Source organism: Variovorax sp. Varisp53, from assembly GCF_059491555.1.
Genome location: NZ_CP168512.1, coordinates 643,749 through 663,806 on the forward strand (window position 1 = coordinate 643,749; position 20,058 = coordinate 663,806).

Annotated in this window: 16 protein-coding genes, 1 pseudogene and 2 riboswitches; of the genes and pseudogenes, 10 read left to right on the plus strand and 7 right to left on the minus strand. The window is 60.0% G+C overall.

Annotated features, from left to right (window positions below):
* Positions 1-61: 61 nt before the first annotated feature.
* Positions 62-167: riboswitch (glycine riboswitch) on the minus strand.
* 7 nt (positions 168-174) lie between these two features.
* Positions 175-271, minus strand: a riboswitch (glycine riboswitch).
* Positions 272-385: 114 nt separating this feature from the next.
* From rfbB to rfbC, 4 genes are read left to right on the plus strand one after another with little or no spacing between them, the layout of a single operon-like run.
* Positions 386-1,456, plus strand: coding sequence for a dTDP-glucose 4,6-dehydratase (gene rfbB / locus ACEOAB_RS02860; RefSeq protein ID WP_413749160.1), 1,071 nt, complete (start codon positions 386-388; stop codon positions 1,454-1,456).
* Positions 1,453-2,343 carry a dTDP-4-dehydrorhamnose reductase gene (gene rfbD / locus ACEOAB_RS02865; protein WP_413749159.1) on the plus strand — a complete coding sequence of 297 codons (891 nt, stop codon included), beginning with the start codon at positions 1,453-1,455 and terminating at the stop codon, positions 2,341-2,343. The genes rfbB and rfbD overlap by 4 nt, the downstream gene beginning before the upstream one ends.
* A 20-nt stretch (positions 2,344-2,363) precedes the next feature.
* Positions 2,364-3,260 carry a glucose-1-phosphate thymidylyltransferase RfbA gene (rfbA, locus tag ACEOAB_RS02870; RefSeq protein WP_056597616.1) on the plus strand — a complete coding sequence of 299 codons (897 nt, stop codon included), beginning with the start codon at positions 2,364-2,366 and terminating at the stop codon, positions 3,258-3,260.
* Positions 3,257-3,805, plus strand: coding sequence for a dTDP-4-dehydrorhamnose 3,5-epimerase (gene rfbC / locus ACEOAB_RS02875; RefSeq protein ID WP_056597615.1), 549 nt, complete (start codon positions 3,257-3,259; stop codon positions 3,803-3,805). Before rfbA ends, rfbC begins: the two co-directional genes overlap by 4 nt.
* A 386-nt stretch (positions 3,806-4,191) precedes the next feature.
* Here the strand turns inward: rfbC and ACEOAB_RS02880 are convergent, their stop codons facing one another.
* Both ACEOAB_RS02880 and gmd read right to left on the minus strand, forming a co-directional pair.
* On the minus strand, positions 4,192-5,070 hold the full coding sequence (locus tag ACEOAB_RS02880) for an NAD-dependent epimerase/dehydratase family protein (RefSeq protein WP_056597614.1): 879 nt from the start codon (positions 5,068-5,070) through the stop codon (positions 4,192-4,194).
* A complete protein-coding gene (gene gmd, locus ACEOAB_RS02885; protein WP_056597613.1) occupies positions 5,067-6,104 on the minus strand; it encodes a GDP-mannose 4,6-dehydratase in 1,038 nt (345 codons plus the stop codon). Before gmd ends, ACEOAB_RS02880 begins: the two co-directional genes overlap by 4 nt.
* Positions 6,105-6,391: 287 nt before the next feature.
* Between gmd and ACEOAB_RS02890 the strand changes: the two genes are divergently transcribed.
* From ACEOAB_RS02890 to ACEOAB_RS02900, 3 genes and pseudogenes are all read left to right on the plus strand, one after another.
* Positions 6,392-11,269, plus strand: coding sequence for an FkbM family methyltransferase (locus ACEOAB_RS02890; protein WP_056597612.1), 4,878 nt, complete (start codon positions 6,392-6,394; stop codon positions 11,267-11,269).
* A gap of 97 nt (positions 11,270-11,366) precedes the next feature.
* Positions 11,367-11,519, plus strand: a complete 153-nt coding sequence (locus tag ACEOAB_RS02895) for a hypothetical protein (RefSeq protein ID WP_056597611.1) — start codon at positions 11,367-11,369, stop codon at positions 11,517-11,519.
* Positions 11,519-11,720: pseudogene (locus ACEOAB_RS02900) on the plus strand (DDE-type integrase/transposase/recombinase); the annotation flags it as partial. The gene ACEOAB_RS02895 and the pseudogene ACEOAB_RS02900, both read left to right, overlap by 1 nt.
* A 121-nt stretch (positions 11,721-11,841) precedes the next feature.
* Here ACEOAB_RS02900 and ACEOAB_RS02905 read toward each other — a convergent pair.
* A complete protein-coding gene (locus tag ACEOAB_RS02905) occupies positions 11,842-12,744 on the minus strand; it encodes a hypothetical protein (RefSeq protein WP_157610245.1) in 903 nt (300 codons plus the stop codon).
* A 182-nt stretch (positions 12,745-12,926) separates the two neighbouring features.
* Between ACEOAB_RS02905 and ACEOAB_RS02910 the strand changes: the two genes are divergently transcribed.
* Positions 12,927-13,175 carry a hypothetical protein gene (locus ACEOAB_RS02910; protein WP_056597609.1) on the plus strand — a complete coding sequence of 83 codons (249 nt, stop codon included), beginning with the start codon at positions 12,927-12,929 and terminating at the stop codon, positions 13,173-13,175.
* Between the two features lie 141 nt (positions 13,176-13,316).
* Here ACEOAB_RS02910 and ACEOAB_RS02915 read toward each other — a convergent pair whose 3' ends face one another.
* The 3 genes from ACEOAB_RS02915 to ACEOAB_RS02925 are packed head-to-tail and all read right to left on the minus strand — an operon-like array spanning position 13,317 to position 16,240.
* Positions 13,317-14,018 carry an ABC transporter ATP-binding protein gene (locus ACEOAB_RS02915; protein ID WP_056597608.1) on the minus strand — a complete coding sequence of 234 codons (702 nt, stop codon included), beginning with the start codon at positions 14,016-14,018 and terminating at the stop codon, positions 13,317-13,319.
* Positions 14,019-14,021: 3 nt separating this feature from the next.
* On the minus strand, positions 14,022-14,825 hold the full coding sequence (locus tag ACEOAB_RS02920) for an ABC transporter permease (protein WP_056597607.1): 804 nt from the start codon (positions 14,823-14,825) through the stop codon (positions 14,022-14,024).
* A complete protein-coding gene (locus ACEOAB_RS02925; protein ID WP_056597606.1) occupies positions 14,822-16,240 on the minus strand; it encodes a mannose-1-phosphate guanylyltransferase/mannose-6-phosphate isomerase in 1,419 nt (472 codons plus the stop codon). Before ACEOAB_RS02925 ends, ACEOAB_RS02920 begins: the two co-directional genes overlap by 4 nt.
* 300 nt (positions 16,241-16,540) lie before the next feature.
* Between ACEOAB_RS02925 and ACEOAB_RS02930 the strand changes: the two genes are divergently transcribed.
* Both ACEOAB_RS02930 and ACEOAB_RS02935 read left to right on the plus strand, forming a co-directional pair.
* Positions 16,541-18,316, plus strand: coding sequence for a glycosyltransferase family 2 protein (locus ACEOAB_RS02930; protein ID WP_413749158.1), 1,776 nt, complete (start codon positions 16,541-16,543; stop codon positions 18,314-18,316).
* Entirely contained in the window at positions 18,316-19,299 is a 984-nt protein-coding gene (locus tag ACEOAB_RS02935; RefSeq protein ID WP_413749157.1) for a glycosyltransferase family 2 protein, read from the plus strand. Before ACEOAB_RS02930 ends, ACEOAB_RS02935 begins: the two co-directional genes overlap by 1 nt.
* Before the next feature lies 1 nt (position 19,300).
* Here ACEOAB_RS02935 and ACEOAB_RS02940 read toward each other — a convergent pair whose 3' ends face one another.
* Positions 19,301-20,002, minus strand: a complete 702-nt coding sequence (locus ACEOAB_RS02940; protein WP_495653449.1) for a glycosyltransferase family 2 protein — start codon at positions 20,000-20,002, stop codon at positions 19,301-19,303.
* Positions 20,003-20,058 lie beyond the last annotated feature (56 nt).

Consider the following 20,058-nt stretch of genomic DNA (forward strand, 5'->3'; position numbering starts at 1 on the left):
ATGGCGGGTGTGGTGTGCTATTGAATCAATAGCAAGCAACCGGACGACCGCCGTCCAAGTTGCCGCTCCCCCTGTCCTCGGTACCTGAGAGATTCACCCGCTGCGCCCGCAGAGGGTTTGCTCCTTCGGTGCGTCACATGGCGTGGCGGCTCTCCAGACGGCGTTTCAGTTGGTGCAGTACAGACCCCTTGTTCGGGCCGACCTGAGCGTTTATGGGAGTTTGCGCCTTCGGTAGGGCCACCGGGGTGGCCCGCTCTCCTGCAGTGGGGGGATTGTAGGCGGGGTTCGTGCGACTACCGACCTGTGACTTTTGCCCATATGAGCGATGGGATAATCATTTGTTAATCTGCCGCACCGAACTTCTCACAAACATTCAGGGGACCCCATGATCCTGGTAACCGGCGGCGCCGGCTTCATCGGCGCCAATTTCGTACTCGACTGGATCGCCAACAGCGACGAGCCGGTCGTGAACCTCGACAAGCTGACCTACGCAGGCAACCTCGAGACGCTCGCATCGCTCAAGGACAACCCGAAGCACATCTTCGTGCAGGGCGACATCGGCGACAGCGCGCTGCTCGACCGTTTGCTGGCCGAACACAAGCCCCGCGCCGTGGTGAACTTTGCGGCCGAATCGCATGTGGACCGTTCCATCCACGGCCCCGAAGACTTCGTGCAGACCAACGTGCTCGGCACCTTCCGTCTGCTCGAATCCGTGCGCGGCTTCTGGAGCGCACTGCCGGCCGAGCAGAAAGCCGCCTTCCGTTTCCTGCACGTGTCGACCGACGAGGTCTACGGCTCGCTCTCCAAGACCGATCCGGCCTTCACCGAAGAAAACAAGTACGAGCCCAACAGCCCGTATTCGGCCAGCAAGGCCGCCAGCGACCACCTCGTGCGCGCCTGGCACCACACCTACGGCCTGCCGGTGGTCACCACCAACTGCTCGAACAACTACGGTCCGTTTCACTTCCCCGAGAAGCTGATACCGCTGATGATCGTCAACGCGCTGGCCGGCAAGAACCTGCCCGTGTACGGCGACGGCATGCAGGTGCGCGACTGGCTCTACGTGAAGGATCACTGCAGCGCCATCCGCCGTGTGCTCGAGGCCGGCAAGCTGGGCGAGACCTACAACGTCGGCGGCTGGAACGAGAAGCCCAACATCGAGATCGTCGACACCGTGTGTGCGCTGCTCGACGAGCTGCGACCGCGCGCGGATGGCAAGCCGTACAAGGAGCAGATCACCTACGTCACGGACCGTCCGGGTCATGACCGCCGCTACGCCATCGACGCGCGCAAGCTCGAGCGCGAACTCGGCTGGAAGCCCGCCGAAACCTTCGACACCGGCATCCGCAAGACCGTCGAGTGGTATCTCGCCAATGGCGAATGGGTGCGCAACGTGCAAAGCGGCGCCTACCGCGAGTGGGTCGAAAAGCAATACGACGCGAAGGCCGCGGCATGAAGTTGCTGCTGCTTGGCAAGGGCGGACAGGTCGGCTGGGAACTGCAGCGCAGCCTTGCGCCGTTCGGCGAACTGGTTGCGCTCGATTTCGACAGCACCGATTTCAACGCCGACTTCAGTCGCCCCGAGCAACTGGCCGAGACGGTGCTGAAGGTTCGCCCCGACGTGATCGTCAATGCCGCGGCGCACACGGCGGTCGACAAGGCCGAGAGCGAGCCCGATTTCGCGCGCAAGCTCAACGCAACCTCGCCCGGCGTGGTGGCCGAGGCCGCCCGGCAGATCGGGGCGTTGATGGTGCACTACTCGACCGACTACGTCTTCGACGGCAGCGGCACGAGGCCCTGGAAGGAAGAGGATGCGACCGGCCCGCTCAGCGTGTACGGACAGACCAAGCTCGAAGGCGAGCAACTGGTGGCGCAGAACTGCCCAAACCATCTGATCTTTCGCACGAGCTGGGTATATGCGGCGCGCGGCGGCAACTTCGCCAAGACCATGCTGCGGCTGGCGAAGGAGCGCGAGAAGCTGACCGTCATCGACGACCAGTTCGGCGCGCCGACCGGGGCCGAGCTGCTGGCCGACGTGACGGCACACGCCATTCGAGCCACGCTGCAGGATCCGGCGAAGGCGGGTCTCTATCACGCGATTGCCGGTGGCGAGACGACGTGGCACGGCTATGCGCGTTTCGTGCTCGAACTGGCGCAGCAGGCCGGCGTTGAACTCAAGGCCGGCCCGCAGGCCGTCGAGGCGGTGCCCACCAGCGCCTTCCCGACTCCGGCGAAGCGCCCGCACAACTCCCGGCTCGACACCTCCAAGCTGCAGACCACCTTCGGCCTGCGCCTGCCGCCCTGGCAGGAAGGCGTTGCGCGCATGCTGCGCGAGATCCTTTGAATCTTTACGAGAAAAAGTACATGACCACGACGACGCAACGCAAAGGCATCATCCTGGCCGGCGGTTCGGGCACCCGCCTGCATCCGGCCACATTGGCCATGAGCAAGCAGCTCCTGCCGGTGTACGACAAGCCGATGATCTACTACCCGCTGAGCACACTGATGCTCGGCGGAATGCGCGACATTCTGATCATCAGCACGCCGCAGGACACGCCGCGGTTCCAGCAGTTGCTGGGGGATGGGAGCCAGTGGGGGATCAATCTGCAGTATGCGGTGCAGGCCAGCCCGGATGGGCTGGCGCAGGCGTTCATCATTGGCGACAAGTTCGTGGGCAATGACCCGAGTGCGCTGGTGCTTGGGGACAACCTCTTCTATGGGCACGACTTTGCGCACCTGCTCGCTGATGCGGATGCGAAGCAGTCGGGCGCCACCGTGTTCGCCTACCACGTGCATGATCCTGAGCGCTACGGCGTGGTCGCGTTCGACGCCGAGGGCAGAGCCAGCAGCATCGAGGAAAAGCCGCTGAAGCCGAAGAGCAGTTATGCGGTAACCGGGTTGTACTTCTACGACAACCAGGTCGTCGATATCGCCAAGGCCGTGAAGCCCAGCGCGCGCGGCGAGCTGGAGATCACAGCCGTCAATCAGGCTTACCTCAATCTCGATCAGTTGAACGTTCAGATCATGCAGCGCGGTTATGCGTGGCTGGACACGGGTACGCATGACAGCCTGCTGGAAGCAGGGCAGTTCATCGCGACATTGGAGCACCGGCAGGGATTGAAGATCGCGTGTCCCGAAGAGATTTCGTGGCGCAATGGATTCATCTCCACCGAGCAGCTCGAAAAGCTCGCCACGCCGCTCGAGAAAAGTGGCTATGGCAAATACCTCAAACACCTGTTGATCGACGAGGTGCGATCGTGAAAGCAACGCCCACCGCCATTCCCGATGTGCTGGTGATCGAACCCAAAGTGTTCGGCGATGCGCGCGGTTTCTTTTTTGAGAGCTTTAATCAGAAGGCTTTCGACGAAGCCGTAGGCAAGCATGTCGACTTCGTTCAGGACAATCACTCGCGATCTGTGAAGGGTGTGCTGCGCGGGCTGCACTATCAGATCCAGCAACCGCAAGGGAAACTGGTGCGCGTTGTTCGAGGCTCTGTGTTCGACGTGGCGGTGGACATTCGAAAGTCGTCGCCAACGTTCGGCAAATGGGTAGGCGTGGAGCTAACCGATGAAAACCACAAGCAGTTATGGGTGCCCGAAGGTTTTGCGCATGCTTTCCTGGTGCTGAGCGAGAGCGCTGAATTTCTCTACAAGACCACAGATTACTACGCACCCGCCTACGAGCGCTGCATTGCGTGGAATGATGCCGCACTGAGCATCGCGTGGCCTGATACCGGCGCGCCGCCGCAGCTTTCCGCCAAAGATGCAGTCGGGTCTTCGCTGGACGAAGGCGATTTGTTCCCGTAAGTACGTTGGAGCTTGCGGGTTCGAAGCAAAGAGTTATTGCGGTCGATCTCGATGGAACACTGATCTGATCGAATCTGCTCGTAGAGAGGGTTTTTTGCTGCTGCGCTAGCAGCCGTTTCTTTTTTTGAAGGAGCCCTTTGGCTTTTGAAAGGGAAGGCGCAGCTCAAACGCAAGGTCGCCAAATGGTGACCCCTGCCACCTAGATGCTGCCATGCAAAAAGGCTGTTGGCCGCAGGCAGCATGGCTCGGCGAGCAGAAGACGGCGGGTGATCTCTATTTGATTCGGCAACAGCCTCAGTTTGGAACAGAGGCGAAAAGCCCAAACTGCCATCCACAAATGGAGTGAGCTGTTTTGCGGTGTTGGTAACCCTATGGTGGATCGGAGTTCAAGTAGCCTTGTTGCCATCGGCCGCCTTGAGCATCCGCCGCAAGGTTTCGTCGAGCGACGGTGTGTACAACTGGATGCCCTGCTTTGCAACAAGTGCCTGGAGCTTCGTTGCATTGCCGCACAGTCGGCGCACTTCGTTCTCCCGTACAAATGCGGGATTGATTTCGATGCGGGGGGAGTGTCCCGTCAGGCGCACAAAGGTGTCGATGACGAATCGGAGCGCATAAGGCTGCCCTGAACAGATGTTGTACGTTTCCCCGGGCTCGCCGTATGAAAGCAACTGCAGATAGGCATCGCAAACCATCTGCACATCGTTGAACTCGCGTTCCACGTCCAGGTTGCCCAGCGCAATGGAGTGCTCACGTGCCGCGAAATGCATCGCGAGCTTCGGGATCAGGAAATTGACGTCCTGACCTGGACCGGTGTAGTTGAACGGACGGGTAATCACCAGGTTCAACCGATCGGCATACGTGCGCGCCATGTATTCCATGGCCAGCTTGCTCATGCCGTAATGATTGGCAGGCGCTGGCGTCTGCGTCTCGTCGATGGGCGAGTGGGTGGTATTGCCGTAGATGTTTGCACTGCTGGCAAGGAGCACGCGATTCGGACGCACTGGCAGCTGGGTCAACGCGCTTAGCAGGTTGGTCGTGCCGACCACGTTGACGGCGTAGAACGCCTCGTTGTGGGCATGGCCGACGAAGCTGATTGCCGCCAGATGCACCACGGCATCTGGTGTGATACCTAGCACTTCGTCGCATAGCGCGTTGGCGTTCGTCAGGTCGGCTTGCAGTGCGACCACAGTGTGGCCTGCTGCTACGGCGCGCTCAGCAAACAGTCGGCCGGTGAAACCCTCTGCGCCAGTCAGCAGAATCTTCAAAACGAAAAGCCCTGCGTATTCCGGCGTACATCGGCTTCGACCATCATCTGGCACAGCTGCTCCAGTGTGGTCGCGGGCTCCCATCCCAGCTTGGCCTTGGCCTTGGCGGGGTTGCCGATCAAAAGTTCGACTTCGGCGGGCCGATAGAACTTCGGATTCACGCGCATCACGATCTTGCCGGTTGCCGTATCGACGGCGGATTCGGCTTCGCCGCTTCCCTTGAACTCAACGTTGATGCCCGCACCCTTGAACGCCATGCTCACGAAATCGCGCACGGTCTCCGTGCGGTTTGTGGCCAGCACATATGTGTCTGGTTCATCGACCTGCAGCATGCGCCACATGCCTTCAACATACTCCTTCGCAAAGCCCCAGTCGCGCTTGGCATCGAGGTTGCCGAGTTCCAGTACATCGAGCTTGCCGAGCTTGATCTTGGCGACACTGTCGGTGATCTTTCGTGTCACGAACTCGCGACCACGTAACGGGCTCTCGTGATTGAACAGGATGCCGCTGCAGCCGAAGATGTCGTAGCTTTCACGGTAGTTGATGGTCATCCAGTGCGCGTAGAGCTTGGCCACGCCATAGGGGCTGCGTGGGTAGAACGGAGTTTCTTCGACCTGCGGAATAGCCTGTACCTGACCGAACATCTCGGAGGTTGAGGCTTGGTAGAAGCGAATCTTGGGGTTGACAAGGCGAATGGCTTCGAGCAGATGCAGCGCGCCAATGCCCGTGATCTGTGCCGTGGCGACAGGCTGGTTGAAGCTCACGCCAACGAAGCTCTGAGCAGCGAGGTTGTAAACCTCGTCAGGAGCTGTGTCGCGGATCAGCCCGATTGAACTGCCGAGATCCGTTAGATCGTATTCGATGAGGTTCAAGTCGGGATTGTTCTGAATGCCAAGCTCTTCGATGCGCCAGAGGTTGACGGAACTGGTCCGTCGATAGGTACCGTAGACTACGTAGCCCTTGCTTAGTAGCAGCTCGGCCAAGTAAGCCCCATCTTGTCCGGTGATGCCTGTGACGACGGCGTGTTTCTTCATGTAAATCTCTCATTCAAATAGATCGGGGTCAACGCTCGATGGCTGGAAAGCTCAGAGTGAAGACCCTTGAATTTTGCCGCAAAGACGATCCCGCTCCGCGAGCAGGAACGTAAGCGAGATGGAACTTGCGTCAGCTGTCATGTGATACGGTCTCTTTTCTGACGGCGGACATCGAATCCAAGGCGCAGGTAAGTGGTTATGCTACCTATGTCAACTCGGAAGCTCCGCTTTCTTTGTTCGGATCTTGACCTCCTTCCCCACACCTGCAGGTGAGGCCAAAAAAATAAATGCCTTTCATTTCTTACGCTCAAAATTCTGAAGACGTGATGCTCTGGCGAGCGCTCAGTCACGTTCGAGTCGGCTTCTACGTGGACGTTGGTGCCTGGTCTCCTGATCTAGATTCTGTGACTAGAGCCTTCAGCGACAAGGGGTGGCATGGCATCAATATCGAGCCCAACCCGTACTACTACGCCCAATTGCTCGAAAGAAGGCCTCTTGACATCAACCTTCGGGTTGCCGTCGGCGACCGAATTGGCTCGGTTTCGATGAACTTTATTGGAGACACGGGGCTTTCAACAGTCGATCCGCGAATCGCCGAAAGCCACAAAGCGGCCGGAATGGCCGCAAGGCAAGAAGCGGTCGATCTGACCACATTGGCGGCCATCTGGACAAAGCACATCCCACAGACCCAGGCCGTTCATTTTTTGAAGGTCGATGTAGAGGGTCTCGAAAAGGAAGTCCTTGCAGGGAATGATTGGCAACGCAATAGGCCATGGATCGTCCTCGTAGAGGCCACTCTTCCAGTTGTAGTCCTAGGGGCCGATCTTCCTCTTTCCAGGGTTGAAAGCCATGAGCAATGGGAATCATTGTTGATAGCTGCGCGCTATATACATTGCTACTCCGACGGCCTCAATCGCTACTACGTGGCAGAAGAGCATCCTGAACTGCTTGACGCTTTCAAGTTCCCTCCCAATGTCTTTGATAGGTTTATTTCTGCGGAAGTTGCTCACTACAAAGATCTTGTTCAAACTGCACAAGCACTGACTGGCAAGACTCAGCACGAATTGAGTTTGCTTCGTGAGCGCCATCGAAAAAGTCTGGCGCAGGCGTTGATCAACGCAGAAGCTCTCGAAAGTAAGCGAGTTGAAGTAGAGGCGCGCGAGGCAGAGACGCATCGGCGTGCCAACGCGCAATTGGCTGAATTGCGCGCGCGAGATGCGATGGTGGCCGAAGCCAATCAACGTGCTATCCAGGCAGCACACCAGCATCAAGCCATACTGAATTCCACCTCCTGGCGACTGACAGGGCCCATACGGCGGATCGTTTCGAAAATTCCGGCTCCCCTGCGGAGTCAGGCGAGACGTATGGTAAAGGCCGCGTGGTGGGCTCTCACCCCTTGGCGCTTGCCCCAGCGGCTTCGTTTCATTCACAGCCGAAGCGCGGTCACGCAGGCTGGTGCAGGCACGCAGTTGGCGTTAGCTCATGGCGAGGGCAGCGCAGTGGTGCTGTCGATTCCCCCTGTTGGGGCCTACGCTCAGTGGCTCCGGAATGGCGAGACCCGTTCTGCTCCGGCGACCTTCGCTGCGAGCGAGGGGCCGGTTGTGAGCTTTCTTATCTACAGCGTCGAGTCCGCCGAAGGGCTGTCGCGTACGCTGGGCTCTGTTCGTGGTCAGTCGCACGGAGTGTGGGAAGTAATCTTGTGCCAGTCAAATGCCGCAGATCAAGCGACAACGTCCTTGATCACTCAACTGGCAAAGTCCGATCCGCGCATCATCGTGGTCAACGCAATCAATGGCGGCGAAGCAGCGTGCCTAGAGGCTTCGCTCGCGAAAGCAACAGGGCAGTTTGTTGCCATCCTGGATTGCGGCGATTTGTTGGCGCCGCACGCGCTGAACGAATTCGCCGCAGGGTTAGATCACGCTCCGGAAGCGGATATCTTCTACAGCGACGAAGACGAGGAATCGCCGACGCATTTTCGTGATGCGCCTTACTTCAAGCCGGGCTGGTCGCCCGATCTTCTATACGCGTTCAACTATTTCGGTCGCTTGACCCTGCTTCGGCGTTCGCTCGTCCAGCGGGCAGGCGTTGCTGCCGATGGCGGGACGGCGGTGGAGTGGGATCTCAATTTGCGCGTAAGCGACCTTGCCCAACAGATTCAACGAATTCCTAAGGTGCTGTGCCATCGAAAGCTTGGAAGTGATCGGGGGCGCCCCGCCGCTCTGACGCCAAGAGCGGCGGACTGTCGCGCCGTTATCGAGAGGTATTGGACGCGGCAAGGGTTTGCTGCGGTTGCGGAAACCCAAGTCGACGGTACCCAGCGAGTGGTGTGGCCCATGGAGGAGCCTCCACTGGTGTCGATCGTCATCCCGACCAAGAACAAGGCGCATCTCTTGCGCATGTGTGTGGACGGTTTGTTGCTCGGGACCGACTATGCCAACAAGGAAATCATCATTGTCGACACGGGCTCCGACGAGCCGGAGACGCTGGCGTACTACGAAGAACTTCGCGCTTTTCGCGAAATTCGCATTGTTCATTTCCGGAAGAAGTTCAACTACTCGGCGGCCTGTAACTATGGCGCTTCGTGTGCGCATGGGGAGATGTTACTGTTCCTTAACAACGACATCGAGGTCATCTCGAGGGACTGGCTGCAGGAAATGGTTCGCTTTGCGTTGCGGCCTGGAGTCGGGGTTGTTGGTACCAAACTGATCTTCCCCTCACTCGAGTTGCAGCATGGTGGCGTGGGGATCGGTATCCACCTTTGTGCGCTGATGTATCGGAGCGCTGATGGTCAAGGATGGAGCGTGTTTGGCTCGGCAGATCACCCTCGCAACTGGCTCGCGATCATGGGCGCGTGCCAACTCGTACGACGCGAAGCGTTCGAGCGAGTTGGGGGATTTGACGAAGCTTATCTAGTGGCGATGAGCGATGTCGCGTTATGTTTGCAGATTTGGCGGGCGGGCTACCGTACGGCTTATGCACCACACGCTTGCCTCGTCCATCATGAGGGCGCGACGCGTGGCAATGCAAACCCGACCGAAGATGTACGCCGTATCGCCGACGATATCCGTACCTTGGGAATCGATGAGGATCCGTATCTCCATCCAGAGATGGATGGCACCATGGCGATTCCGACGTTGAGACTCGGCGGCGCACCGTCGGTACGCGACATTCTCAAGACGCGCATCGACCAAGATGGTTCACTGCCTTTGTCGCGATGGGCGTTGGATTTGTTCAACGACGAAGCATGTCTGATGGTGGCGGGGTTGCCGCGCGAAGCGGTGGTGTGGAATCCCCAGCCTGCTCACAAGGTTTGCGATAAGTGGTCGGCTGCGCGTTGGTGTTTGGACTTATTGCGCAGCAACGCCGAAGTGCGAAACCGTTTCCCCAAGGCACTATCAGCGGGCATCTCGGGCGATTTCGTGCATTGGCTAAAGGCCGACGGTGTGGCGCGATTCAGTCTGCCTGCCACGTTTTTTGAGGCGATCGAGGAGCTTTTCTCGACGGACATCTCGGCAAATGCGCGACAGACCTTCCTGTATCGCGCCGATGTTCGCGTCTCGATGCCACATGGCTTGACGCCTGCGGGGCGGCCCGCGCTGTTTCAATGGTTCATTCGGCACGGGCGGCGCGAGGGGGGACTGCGCCTCGAAGAAATTTGGTGGCTGTTCTGGCTGGCGGCCGAGAATCCGTCGCTCGAGTTGGTGCGCGCCTATCTGTTCACACCCTCATGGCAACGCCTTTATCCAGACGCGATGACGGTTTTTGGGCGTCGGGCCTTTGCAAACTGGTTTGCCGCAACTTATCGGGCGGAAGGCAACTGGATCGAGCCATTGCAATGGCCGCTGGACGTGCCCCCGGCCAAGCAATTGCGGGAGGCCTACTATGCCCGGGAGCATTGGCAGACTCAGCATCCGCGTGCGCTTGAAGACGAGAGTAAGGGCGCCGCGTTCATCGACTGGCTACAGTCCGATGAAGTAACGCACTCTGCTGAAGTTAGTGCCTGGTGCAGGCATCTCAACAAGCAAGCAGTCGTTAGGGAGCTTGTAGCACCTGGCGTTAATGTTCTGGGACATTTTTGCTATCCCTCGGGACTCCGGGTGTCGGTTGAGGCACTGGTCGATAGCCTCAAGCGCGCAGGCGTCGCGACTTCTTTGCGTGACATTCGGACGGACAAGAAAGATGATCCTTGTCACCTCGCGTTCGACGGCTTGGAAGACTTCGATATCACCATCATTCATACGCAACCTGAGCCGTTCTTCGAAGAGGTGTATGCGCGAGTCGATCTGGCTGAACGCACCCGGCGCACCTACCGCATCGCTTATTGGTACTGGGAGTTCGATTCGATCCCGGACTCCTGGATCGAACAGGCTGCAACGGTTGATGAGGTGTGGGTCGCAACGGAGTTTGTGGCGAAAGGCGTGCGTGAGCGCTTGTCCATTCCGGTACGCACGTTGTTTCCGGGGGTCAAGCTGGGTGCGTACCAGCGGCGCGATCGCGAGTACTTTGGACTCGAGCGCGGCAAGTACACTTTTCTCTTTACCTTCCACATGATGAGCATCATGGAGCGGAAGAATCCGCTGGGGCTTATCCGCGCCTTCAAGAGCGCATTCACACGGGACGAGCCAGTCTGCCTGGTGCTTAAGACTTCGTTTGGCGATCGCCATCCGGCGCAAATCGAGGAACTGCGCCGGGCCGCGGCCGATAGCAATATCACGATCATCGATCAGGTCTACAGTTCGGACGAAGTGCTGTCGCTGATGGATGCGTGCGATTCGTATGTTTCCCTGCATCGCAGCGAAGGCCTAGGCCTGACAATGGCAGAGGCGATGCTGATGGGCAAACCAGTCATCGCCACCAATTACTCAGGCAACGTGGACTTCATGGATGACTCTAATAGTCTTCTTGTGCCTTATAAGCTCAAGAAGCTCGGCCGTCCGATTCCTCCCTATGATGCCGATTTCGAATGGGCTGAGCCTTCAATCGAAGTTGCGGCCCAATTGATGCGGCGCGTATATGAAAATCAGGCTTGGGCCAGGGAGTTGGGCGAACGGGCAAAAACGAGCGCAGAAAAAAACTTGGCACTTGATGCTGCAGGACATGAAATGTCAAGCAGACTGGCTGAGATCAAGATAACTCTGCAAAACAGGGCGTCACAGAGTTTTTGAATGCCGGACGCGTATGCGGATCTTCTTTGGCTTCTGACCTTGCCCTCGAAAAACGTATCCCTTGCTGAGTGTTTCAATGCAAGCAAGGAGAGTTGAAATGACGAAGACAGCAAGAGCGTGCTACACGCTTGAGTTCAAGCAGGAGGCGATGCGGCTGGTCGAAGGCGGCCAGAGCATCGCGGCGGCGGCGGGTAGTACCTTGGGCGTGGTCGAGCAAACCTTGTTCAACCGGGCCAAGGCACAGCGCTGATCTCGCCCAATCTGCTGAACCGCGAATTCACCGTCACGCAACCGGACAAGGCCTGGGTGGGCGACATCACCTACATCGCCACGGATGAGGGCTGGCTGTTCCTGGCGGTGGTGATCGATCTGTTCAGCCGCCAGGTGGTGGGGCGGGTCGCTGCGCGATGAAATGACGCGCGAACTCGTGATCGATGCGCTGCGCATGGCGTAGTGCAAGCGGCACGCGAGCAAGCAGGCGTGTCTGATCTTTCACCGCGATCAGGGTAACCCGACGCAAGCATCCAACTTTTCACCAGCGTGGATGTCGGACGTACGGAGGCGTGGTGACGTCAGCCCCAATCGCCCGTCATAGTGAGTTGGAGATAGTCGATTCTCGTCTCTGAAGTCCAAGCGCCGTAGGTTTCGTAGCCGATGTTGACGTGCTCAATGCCCCACCTCATCGAATCTACATTCCCGCCGTACTGTGCTGTGACCCGTGCGATCGCCGAAACCAGCCTGTCCTTCAAGTTCGCACGAATGCTGCGCGGCCCACCGTCATGCGTCGAGGGGGTGAAGAAGTCGGCGCTGCTTTCGATGAAGATCGGAAACGAGTGTTGGTCCCTCATGATCTGCTGGGTGCTTTGACGGTTTCGATTGTCGTAGAGCGGAATCTGATACCAGAGGCGATTTGTGAAATCTGCGTTCACAGGTTCAATGTTTCCCGCAGCATCCAATCCAGACAGCAGCAGTGTCAGGGGGAACATGTTGGGATTGTTCGGGTCTGCTGTGCAGTGCGCCTGCGAGTCGCTATTGATGACTTGGAAATCGCACGCCAAGTCAATTGAATACTGTCGCCCGACCGTCAGCAGGGTGTGAGGTGCAGGCAAGGAACCGGGACCCGTGCGAAGAAAATCGTCAACTAGCAGGAGGTGAAGCCATCCCTGGCCAGCTACTCGACATCCTCCGTTGTAAGCTGCACTTCCACTGGTTGCTAGCCGGACGCCCTGACTGGCTTGTCGGACCAATTGTTCCGACGCCGTGTTCATGACTTGCTCGCCGTTCTGCAACTGTGAAAAGCTCGAGAAAAGGCCCCATCGATTTGTTCCTGCACCATCGGATTGATTGATGCTCCAAGCTGGAGGCGCGGCTGGATCGTTACCGTTCGGAACGTAGACGCGCGAGCGGTCTACGTAGTCGCAAAAGTTGCCGCGAAATGCCGGATCCGAAACTAGGTTGGCACTGGCAGTTGGCATGTTGAAGTTGCTCCTTGATCAAATTGCAAAACTCTTCAGTGCGACACTGCTCGAGGGGCATGGGCGCGCCCGTACCGCCGTGACCGTAAGTCGCGGTACTTCGGCGGCTGTTTCCGAGAAGGTGTGCTCGAAAAACGCTTGGATGCCGAAGGGCTGTTTAAATATGCAGTATTTTAGAAAGCATGAGCAACACGCCGGCGAACCTCTGGATTGCCACCTTCGCGCACTGGCCGCAGCAGTGGCACACCGTTGACCCCCTCAATCTGGAGAAGACCGACGTCCCGACAACTTCTCGGGGCACGCGAATGAGCGCCGTGAACGCGTGCACCGAGGGCATGGAGAAATCGCCGACGTTCAAGGACGCCTTGGCCCGTGGCAAGCGCCTCGTTTGGCCATTCGCATCGCCGGCATCCGCTCTTGATCAGCGATGAATAGATCGCTGAGTTCGGGCTCAAAGATTGCGTAGTTGCCGGACTGATCAACGTCAACCGGGCGTGTGATTTTTGCCGTCAGTGCCGAGTGCAATCTGGCAGCGTGATCCGCCTGCGGATGTAGGCCTGTCGTTGCTTGTTTTACTGCTCGACGATCCGCCCATGCTCGAGGTGGATCACGCGGTTGCATTCCTTGGCGATCAGCTCAGGCGAATGCGAGGCCAGCACCAGAATGCCGGACTTCGAAACCACGTCTCTCATCCGCTTTTCGGCTTTCTCGGTGAACTCCGCATCGCCCACCGAGAGCCATTCATCCATCAACAGGATGTCTGCCTGAACGCTGGTCGAGATCGAGAACGCAAGCCGCATCATCATGCCGGTCGAATAGGTGCGCACCGGCATGTTGACGTACTCGCCCAGTCCGCTGAACTCGCAGATGTCGGGCGTGAGGCGGTCGATTTCTTTCATGCTCATGCCCATCACGAGTCCGCGCAGCATGATGTTTTCGATGCCCGTGGCATCCATCTCGATGCCGAGCGACGGGTCGATCAGGCTGGCGACCGAGCCCTGCCGCGTGAACTCGCCCGACGACGGTTCGTAGACGCCGGCCAGCGTGCGCAGCAAGGTCGACTTGCCTGCGCCGTTGTGACCCACCAGGCCGAGCCGGTCACCGCTCTTGAGTTCGAGGTTGACGCCACTGAGCGCTTGAACCACGGTCACGCCGGTTTCCTTGCCGAAGCGTCCGCCAGTCACGGAGGCTGCAAGCGTCTTCTTGAGGGAGTTGGCACCAGCGCCATAGATCGGGAAGTTGACCGCGACGTTTTTGAGTGAAATGAATGCCATGGATCAGAGCCAGTAGACGACGCGGCGGCGGTACTTCGAGAACAGAAGAATGGCGAGGGTCAGACACATCACCGTCCAGACCAGGATGCCGATCCAGCTATGGATGTGTGCAACGCCGCCCATCAGCGGGGTGCGCAGGAGGTCCAGCATTTGTGCGAACGGATTCCACAGCACGTACTTGGCGCGTCCGGGAAGGCTCTCGGGCAGCCAGAACACCGGCGTCAGGAACATCAGCATCTGCATCACGCTAGTGACGATTTGCGTGACGTCGCGATAGCGCGTACAGATGAGGCCCAGCAGCAGTCCCAAGGCATGCGCATTGATGATCAGGATGGCAAAAGCCGGCAAGACGAGCAATACCGACCAGGATAGCGAAATGCCGGCCCAGATCGCCACCGGGATGTAAAGCACGATCTGATGGGCAAACTGGATCAAGTTGCGAGCCAGGCTGCGCCAGACGAACAGGCTGATCGGAAAGTAGCCTTGCTTGAGATAGTTGGACGACCCGACGAAGGCATTGCAGGCATCCGTAACGATGCTGGAGAAGAATCCCCAGAAGATGATGCCGAGCGCCAGGTGCGGAAAGAACCTGGAAAGCTCGGTGCCGAACAGCGAGCTATACAGCGGGCCCATGCCGCCGATCATCACGCCCATGCTCAAGGTGAGCCACATCGGGCCGAGCATCGAACGGCGATAGCGCAGAACAATGTCGAACCAGGCGAGGGTCCACCAGATGTCGGTGCGGCGGGTGCCTTGCCACCAGTCAGATAAGGCGCTTCGGTGTAGATTGGAATGGACTTGGCTCATGTACGTCCGTAAGTGTCCGCAAGGCGGACGATGTCGTCTTCGCCCAGGTAGCCACCACACTGCACTTCGATGAGCACGAGCTCTTCGTCGCCGGTGTTGGTGAGGCGGTGTTTCTCTTTCAGGGGAATGTAGCGGTATTGGCCGGGGAGGGTCTGGTGCTCGACGTCTCCGATCTGCACGATGCCCTGGCCTTGTACCACTACCCAATGCTCGGCGCGCTGGTGATGATATTGGAGCGAGAGCGCTTCACCGGGCCGGACCGTGATTCGCTTGACCTTGTAGCCTTCTTCTTCCTTGAGCGAGGCGTACGTGCCCCACGGGCGGTGGACCACTGGCGGCAGATGCACGGTCTCGTGCTTGCGGGCCTTCAGTACATCGACGACTTTTTTCACCTTCTGTGCACTGTCCTTGTGGAGCACGAGCAGCGCGTCTGGCGTATCGACGATCACGAGGTCGTGGACGCCCACGGTAGCAACGACCTTCGGTCCATAGCTCTCGACCTGCACATGCGTACCGGTCGTGTCGAGTGCCACCACGTCGTCGGGCAACGTGTTGCCGCTGGCGTCGGGGGTCAAGGCGTTGGCAACGGCGGGCCAGGAGCCCACGTCGCTCCAGCTGAATTTGGCGGGAACCACATGAACATTGGAGGCGCGTTCCAACACTGCATAGTCGATGCTGATGTCCGGTTGCAGGCCGAATGCATGAAGATCGAAATTCACGGATTCGCCCGCGGTCTTGGCAGTTTCCAAAGCATGCCTTGCTGCCCGGATCACGTCGGGGGCATGCTTTTCGAGGGCCGCGATGATTGTGTCTGCCGTGAAGGCGAACATGCCGCTGTTCCAATAGTAGCGACCCGTGGCCAGGTACTTCTGTGCTGTCTCGAGGTCGGGCTTCTCGACGAAACGCTTGACTCCCTGGCTCTCGCGCGAGACATGCTCGACCTCGATATAGCCGAAACCCGTATCGGGGCTCGTCGGGCTCACGCCGAATACCACGAGGTTGCCTTCCTGGGCCAGGCGGAAAGCCTCGGTCGCACTGGCGACGAAAGCATGCACGTCGGGCACGAGGTGGTCTGCAGAAAGAACAAGCATGACCGTATCGCCGCTGAACTGGTGCGCGCACTGCAGCGCAGCCAACGCGATGGCCGGGCCGGTGTTGCGTCCCTTGGGCTCGAGAAGAAAGGTCGTGGCCGGGGGGTCGCTCATCTGCCCGAGCACGTCCTTCGTGAGGAACAGATGATCCTTGTTTGTAACGATCATCAGGTCGCCCGTGCCGCAGGCCTGACCGCGTTCGACGGCCTGTTGCAGCAGCGTTGAGTCGCCGATCTTCATGAATGGCTTGGGAAAAGCCTGGCGCGAAGCAGGCCAGAGCCTGGAACCGGCGCCTCCCGAGAGCACCACTGAGAGTAGCCTCATTGTTTTCCTTTAGCTTTTTAACCAGCCAATTTTACGGGCAGCCCTCCGATGATCGGTCTTGGGGCGAAACGGCTGCGGCTGTCCTTTGTTGCGCGTGGTTGCGAAGATAATCCCCTCCCGCAAGGTCGGCCCTCCATGTTTCGGCATTGCTCGGTCTATCTCAGGTACTTCCTGACAAGCTCCGCCTCACCCGTTCTCCGCGATGCGCATCCTATGAAATCTGTCTATCGATTCATCCTCGGCCTGGCCGGACTCTGGCAAGGCCCCGGACTGATGGGGCGCGTTCAGCGGGCATGGCGAATGTTCAAGAAATCGGGCTGGCCGGGCATCCGCTGGGAGCTGGGCCGGCGCTTCGGCGGCTACAACAACTATTCGTCCTGGGTGCGCCGCTACGACACGCTGACGCCCGAGTTGCGCGACCGCATTGCCCAGCGCGTGGCCGCCATGAAAGACCGGCCCCTGATCTCGGTCGTCATGCCCACCTACAACCCGAACCCCGGCTGGCTGCGCGAGGCCATCGAATCGGTGCGGGCGCAGATCTACCCGAACTGGGAGCTCTGCATCGCCGACGATGCCTCTCCCTCGGCGGAGGTGCGCCAGATACTCAAGACCTACAGCGAGAGCGACCCCCGAATCAAGGTCTTCTTCCGCCCCGAGAACGGCCACATTTCGGCCGCATCCAACAGTGCGCTGGAACTGGTCTCGGGCCCCTGGGTCGCGCTGATGGACCACGACGACCTGCTGCCCGCGCACGCGCTCTTCTGGGTGGCAGATTGCATCGCGACCCATCCCGACGTGAAGCTGATCTATTCCGATGAGGACAAGGTCGACGAGGCCGGCCACCGGTTCGGCCCCTACTTCAAGTGCGACTGGAACGTCGATCTCTTCCGCTCGCAGAACATGTTCAGCCATCTTGGTGTGCTCTCGACCGAGCTCATGCGCTCGGTCGGCGGTTTCCGCGTTGGCATGGAAGGTTCGCAGGACTGGGACCTCGTGCTGCGCTGCATGGAGCGCGTCGAACCCGGGCAGATCCGCCACATTCCGCGCGTGCTGTATCACTGGCGCGTGCACAGCGAGAGCACGGCCCGTTCGATGAGCGCCAAGCCCTATGCGGCCATCGCGGGCGAGCGTGCCCTCAACGAGCACTTCGTGCGCACCGGTGTGCGCGCCACGGCCGAACACCTCGACTTCGGCTATCGGGTGCATTACGCCTTGCCCGATGTCTTACCCTTGGTTTCGGTAATCATCCCCACGCGCAACGCCCTGAAACTGACGCGCCAGTGCGTGGAGTCGATCCTCGCGAAGACCAGCTATTCGAACTACGAAATCATCATCGTCGACAACGGCTCCGACGATCCGGACACGCTCGCCTGGTTCAAGCGCATTGCTTCGGAAAAGCCGAATGTCCGCGTGCTGCGCGACGACCGCGACTTCAATTACTCGGCGCTCAACAACGGTGCGATCCCCGCAGCGAACGGCGAAATCCTCGCACTGGTGAACAACGACATCGAGGTCATCACGCCCGACTGGCTGGGCGAGATGGTTTGCCTGGCCGTTCAGCCGGGTGTGGGGGCAGTGGGGGCCCGGCTCTGGTATCCGAACAGGACACTGCAGCACGCAGGCGTGATCCTCGGCATCGGCGGCATTGCAGCGCATGCGCATCGGGGCATGCCGGTCGGGCGTGAAGGTTATGGCGGCCGCGCTGCACTGATTCAATCGTTCTCCGCTGTCACGGCGGCCTGCCTCGTGATTCAGAAGCGGCACTACCTCGCCGTGGGCGGCCTCGATGAAGTGCATCTGAAGGAGTCCTTCAACGACATCGACTTCTGCCTGCGCCTGCGCGAAGCGGGCCTGCGCAATGTCTGGACGCCGTATGCGGAACTGTTCCATTACGAGTCCGCGACCCGTTCGAAGAACATGTCCCCGAAGAGGCAGGCGCAGTTCCAGGAAGAGTCCGCCTACATGCACCAGCGCTGGGGCGATCTCATCCAGAACGACCCCGCCTACAGCCCCAACCTCATGCTGGCCCGCGAGGACTTCAGCTACGCCTGGCCGCCCCGCCTGCCCCCGGTCTGATGGCCCTCGACGTCTCCGTCGCGCTCTGCACCCGCAACGGCGCGCGCTATCTCCCCGAGCAGATCCGCAGCATCTGCACGCAGACGCCGTTGCCGCGGGAGATCGTGCTGTCCGACGACGGTTCGACCGACGACACCCTGGCCGTCGTGCGCGACACCCTTGCGCAGTGCGGCGGGGCCGATCGGATCGAATTGCGCGTGTTCAGCAACGTGCCGCCGCTGGGCGTCACGCGCAATTTCGAGCAGGCCGTGCGCGCCTGCAGCCATGACCTCATTGCCTTGTGCGACCAGGACGATGCCTGGCATCCTGGCCGGCTCGCGCGCATGGTGGCGCAATTCGAGTCCCGTCCCGACCTGTTGCTGCTCCACACCGACGCGCGCCTGGTCGATGCCCAACTCGAGCCCCTGGGCTCCACGCTCTTCCACGCACTGGAAGTGCAGCCCGCGGAACTGTCGGCCATCGCGCATGGCGAGGCCTTCGGCGTGCTGCTGCGGCGCAATCTCGTGACCGGCGCCACCACGATGTTCCGCAAGACCCTGCTCGACACGGCGTTGCCGTTCGCGCCCGAATGGGTGCACGACGAGTGGCTGGCCGCCGTGGCCGCGGCCATCGGCCGCATGGACGTGCTGCCCGAACCGACCATCGACTACCGCCAGCACGCCAGCAACCAGATCGGCGCGCGGCGGCTCACCTTGTCCGAGAAGATCGCCAAGGCATTTGTCGAGCGTGGCGACAAGCACGTGGCGCGTCTGCGCCGGGCCGAGGCGCTGCTGCAGCGCCTGCAGCAACTCGGCACCAGGGTGCCAGCCCGTTACCTGGAGGCACAGCGCGACAAGGTTGCGCACCAGCGGTTCAGGGCCGAACTTCCGTCAGCGCGTCCGCTGCGCCTCTTGCCGATCCTGATCGAGGCGGCGCGCGGCCGCTATGCGCGCTTTGGCCGCGGTGGGCACGCCATCGTGCAGGACTTGCTCGAACGCGGCTGACTCAACTGCGAAGCCGCCAGTACCGCCAGAACGCCCCCGACAGCCACACCTTCAGCAGGCTGGTCACGTGCCAGTACAGGTATTTCTTGCTCCGGTGGCTTTCGCGTTGTGCGTCGTGCCGCGCCACCAGGTCTTCGCCCACCTGCAGCTTCCAGCCAGCGAGTCGGGTGCGTGCGCAGATGTCGAAGTCTTCCCCGTACATGAAGAAGCGCTCGTCGAAGCCACCGAGCTGCCGGTACGCCTCGCTGCGAAACAGCATGAACAGCCCTGGAATCCACGCCGGCACGCTGGGCCGCACGTAACCGGGCTTCTTGCGCCCGACGATCTCGAAGGGGGTGAGCATGGCCCGGTGCGGCTCCGGTGTGTTCTTTCCCGGCTCCAGGATGCGTGGTGTCAGCAACCCGGCGTCGGCCGCGGCTTGCGCCAGCAGCGGCGTCAGTACGTCGCTGTCGAAGCGAATGTCCGGGTTCAGCACCAGGAACCACGCCGTGCCGCAGCGCTCGAAGGCCTGGTTGTGATTGGCGCCGAAGCCCTTGGGGCTCGCGTTCCCGATCCGCTCCACCTCGAAGCCCCAGTTGCGGTCAGCGAGCACGTCCGGCTCGGGGATGTTCAATGTGAGCACGACCTTGTCAATGACGGCTCGGCTGTGGCGGTCCAACTGCTCGAGCAGCGGCAGCACCAGCGGGAGCTGGCCGTGGCTCACGATTGAAATGGTGATCGGGGGGCGGGGGAGGGAGGCGTGGGCATGGTCTAATTTCG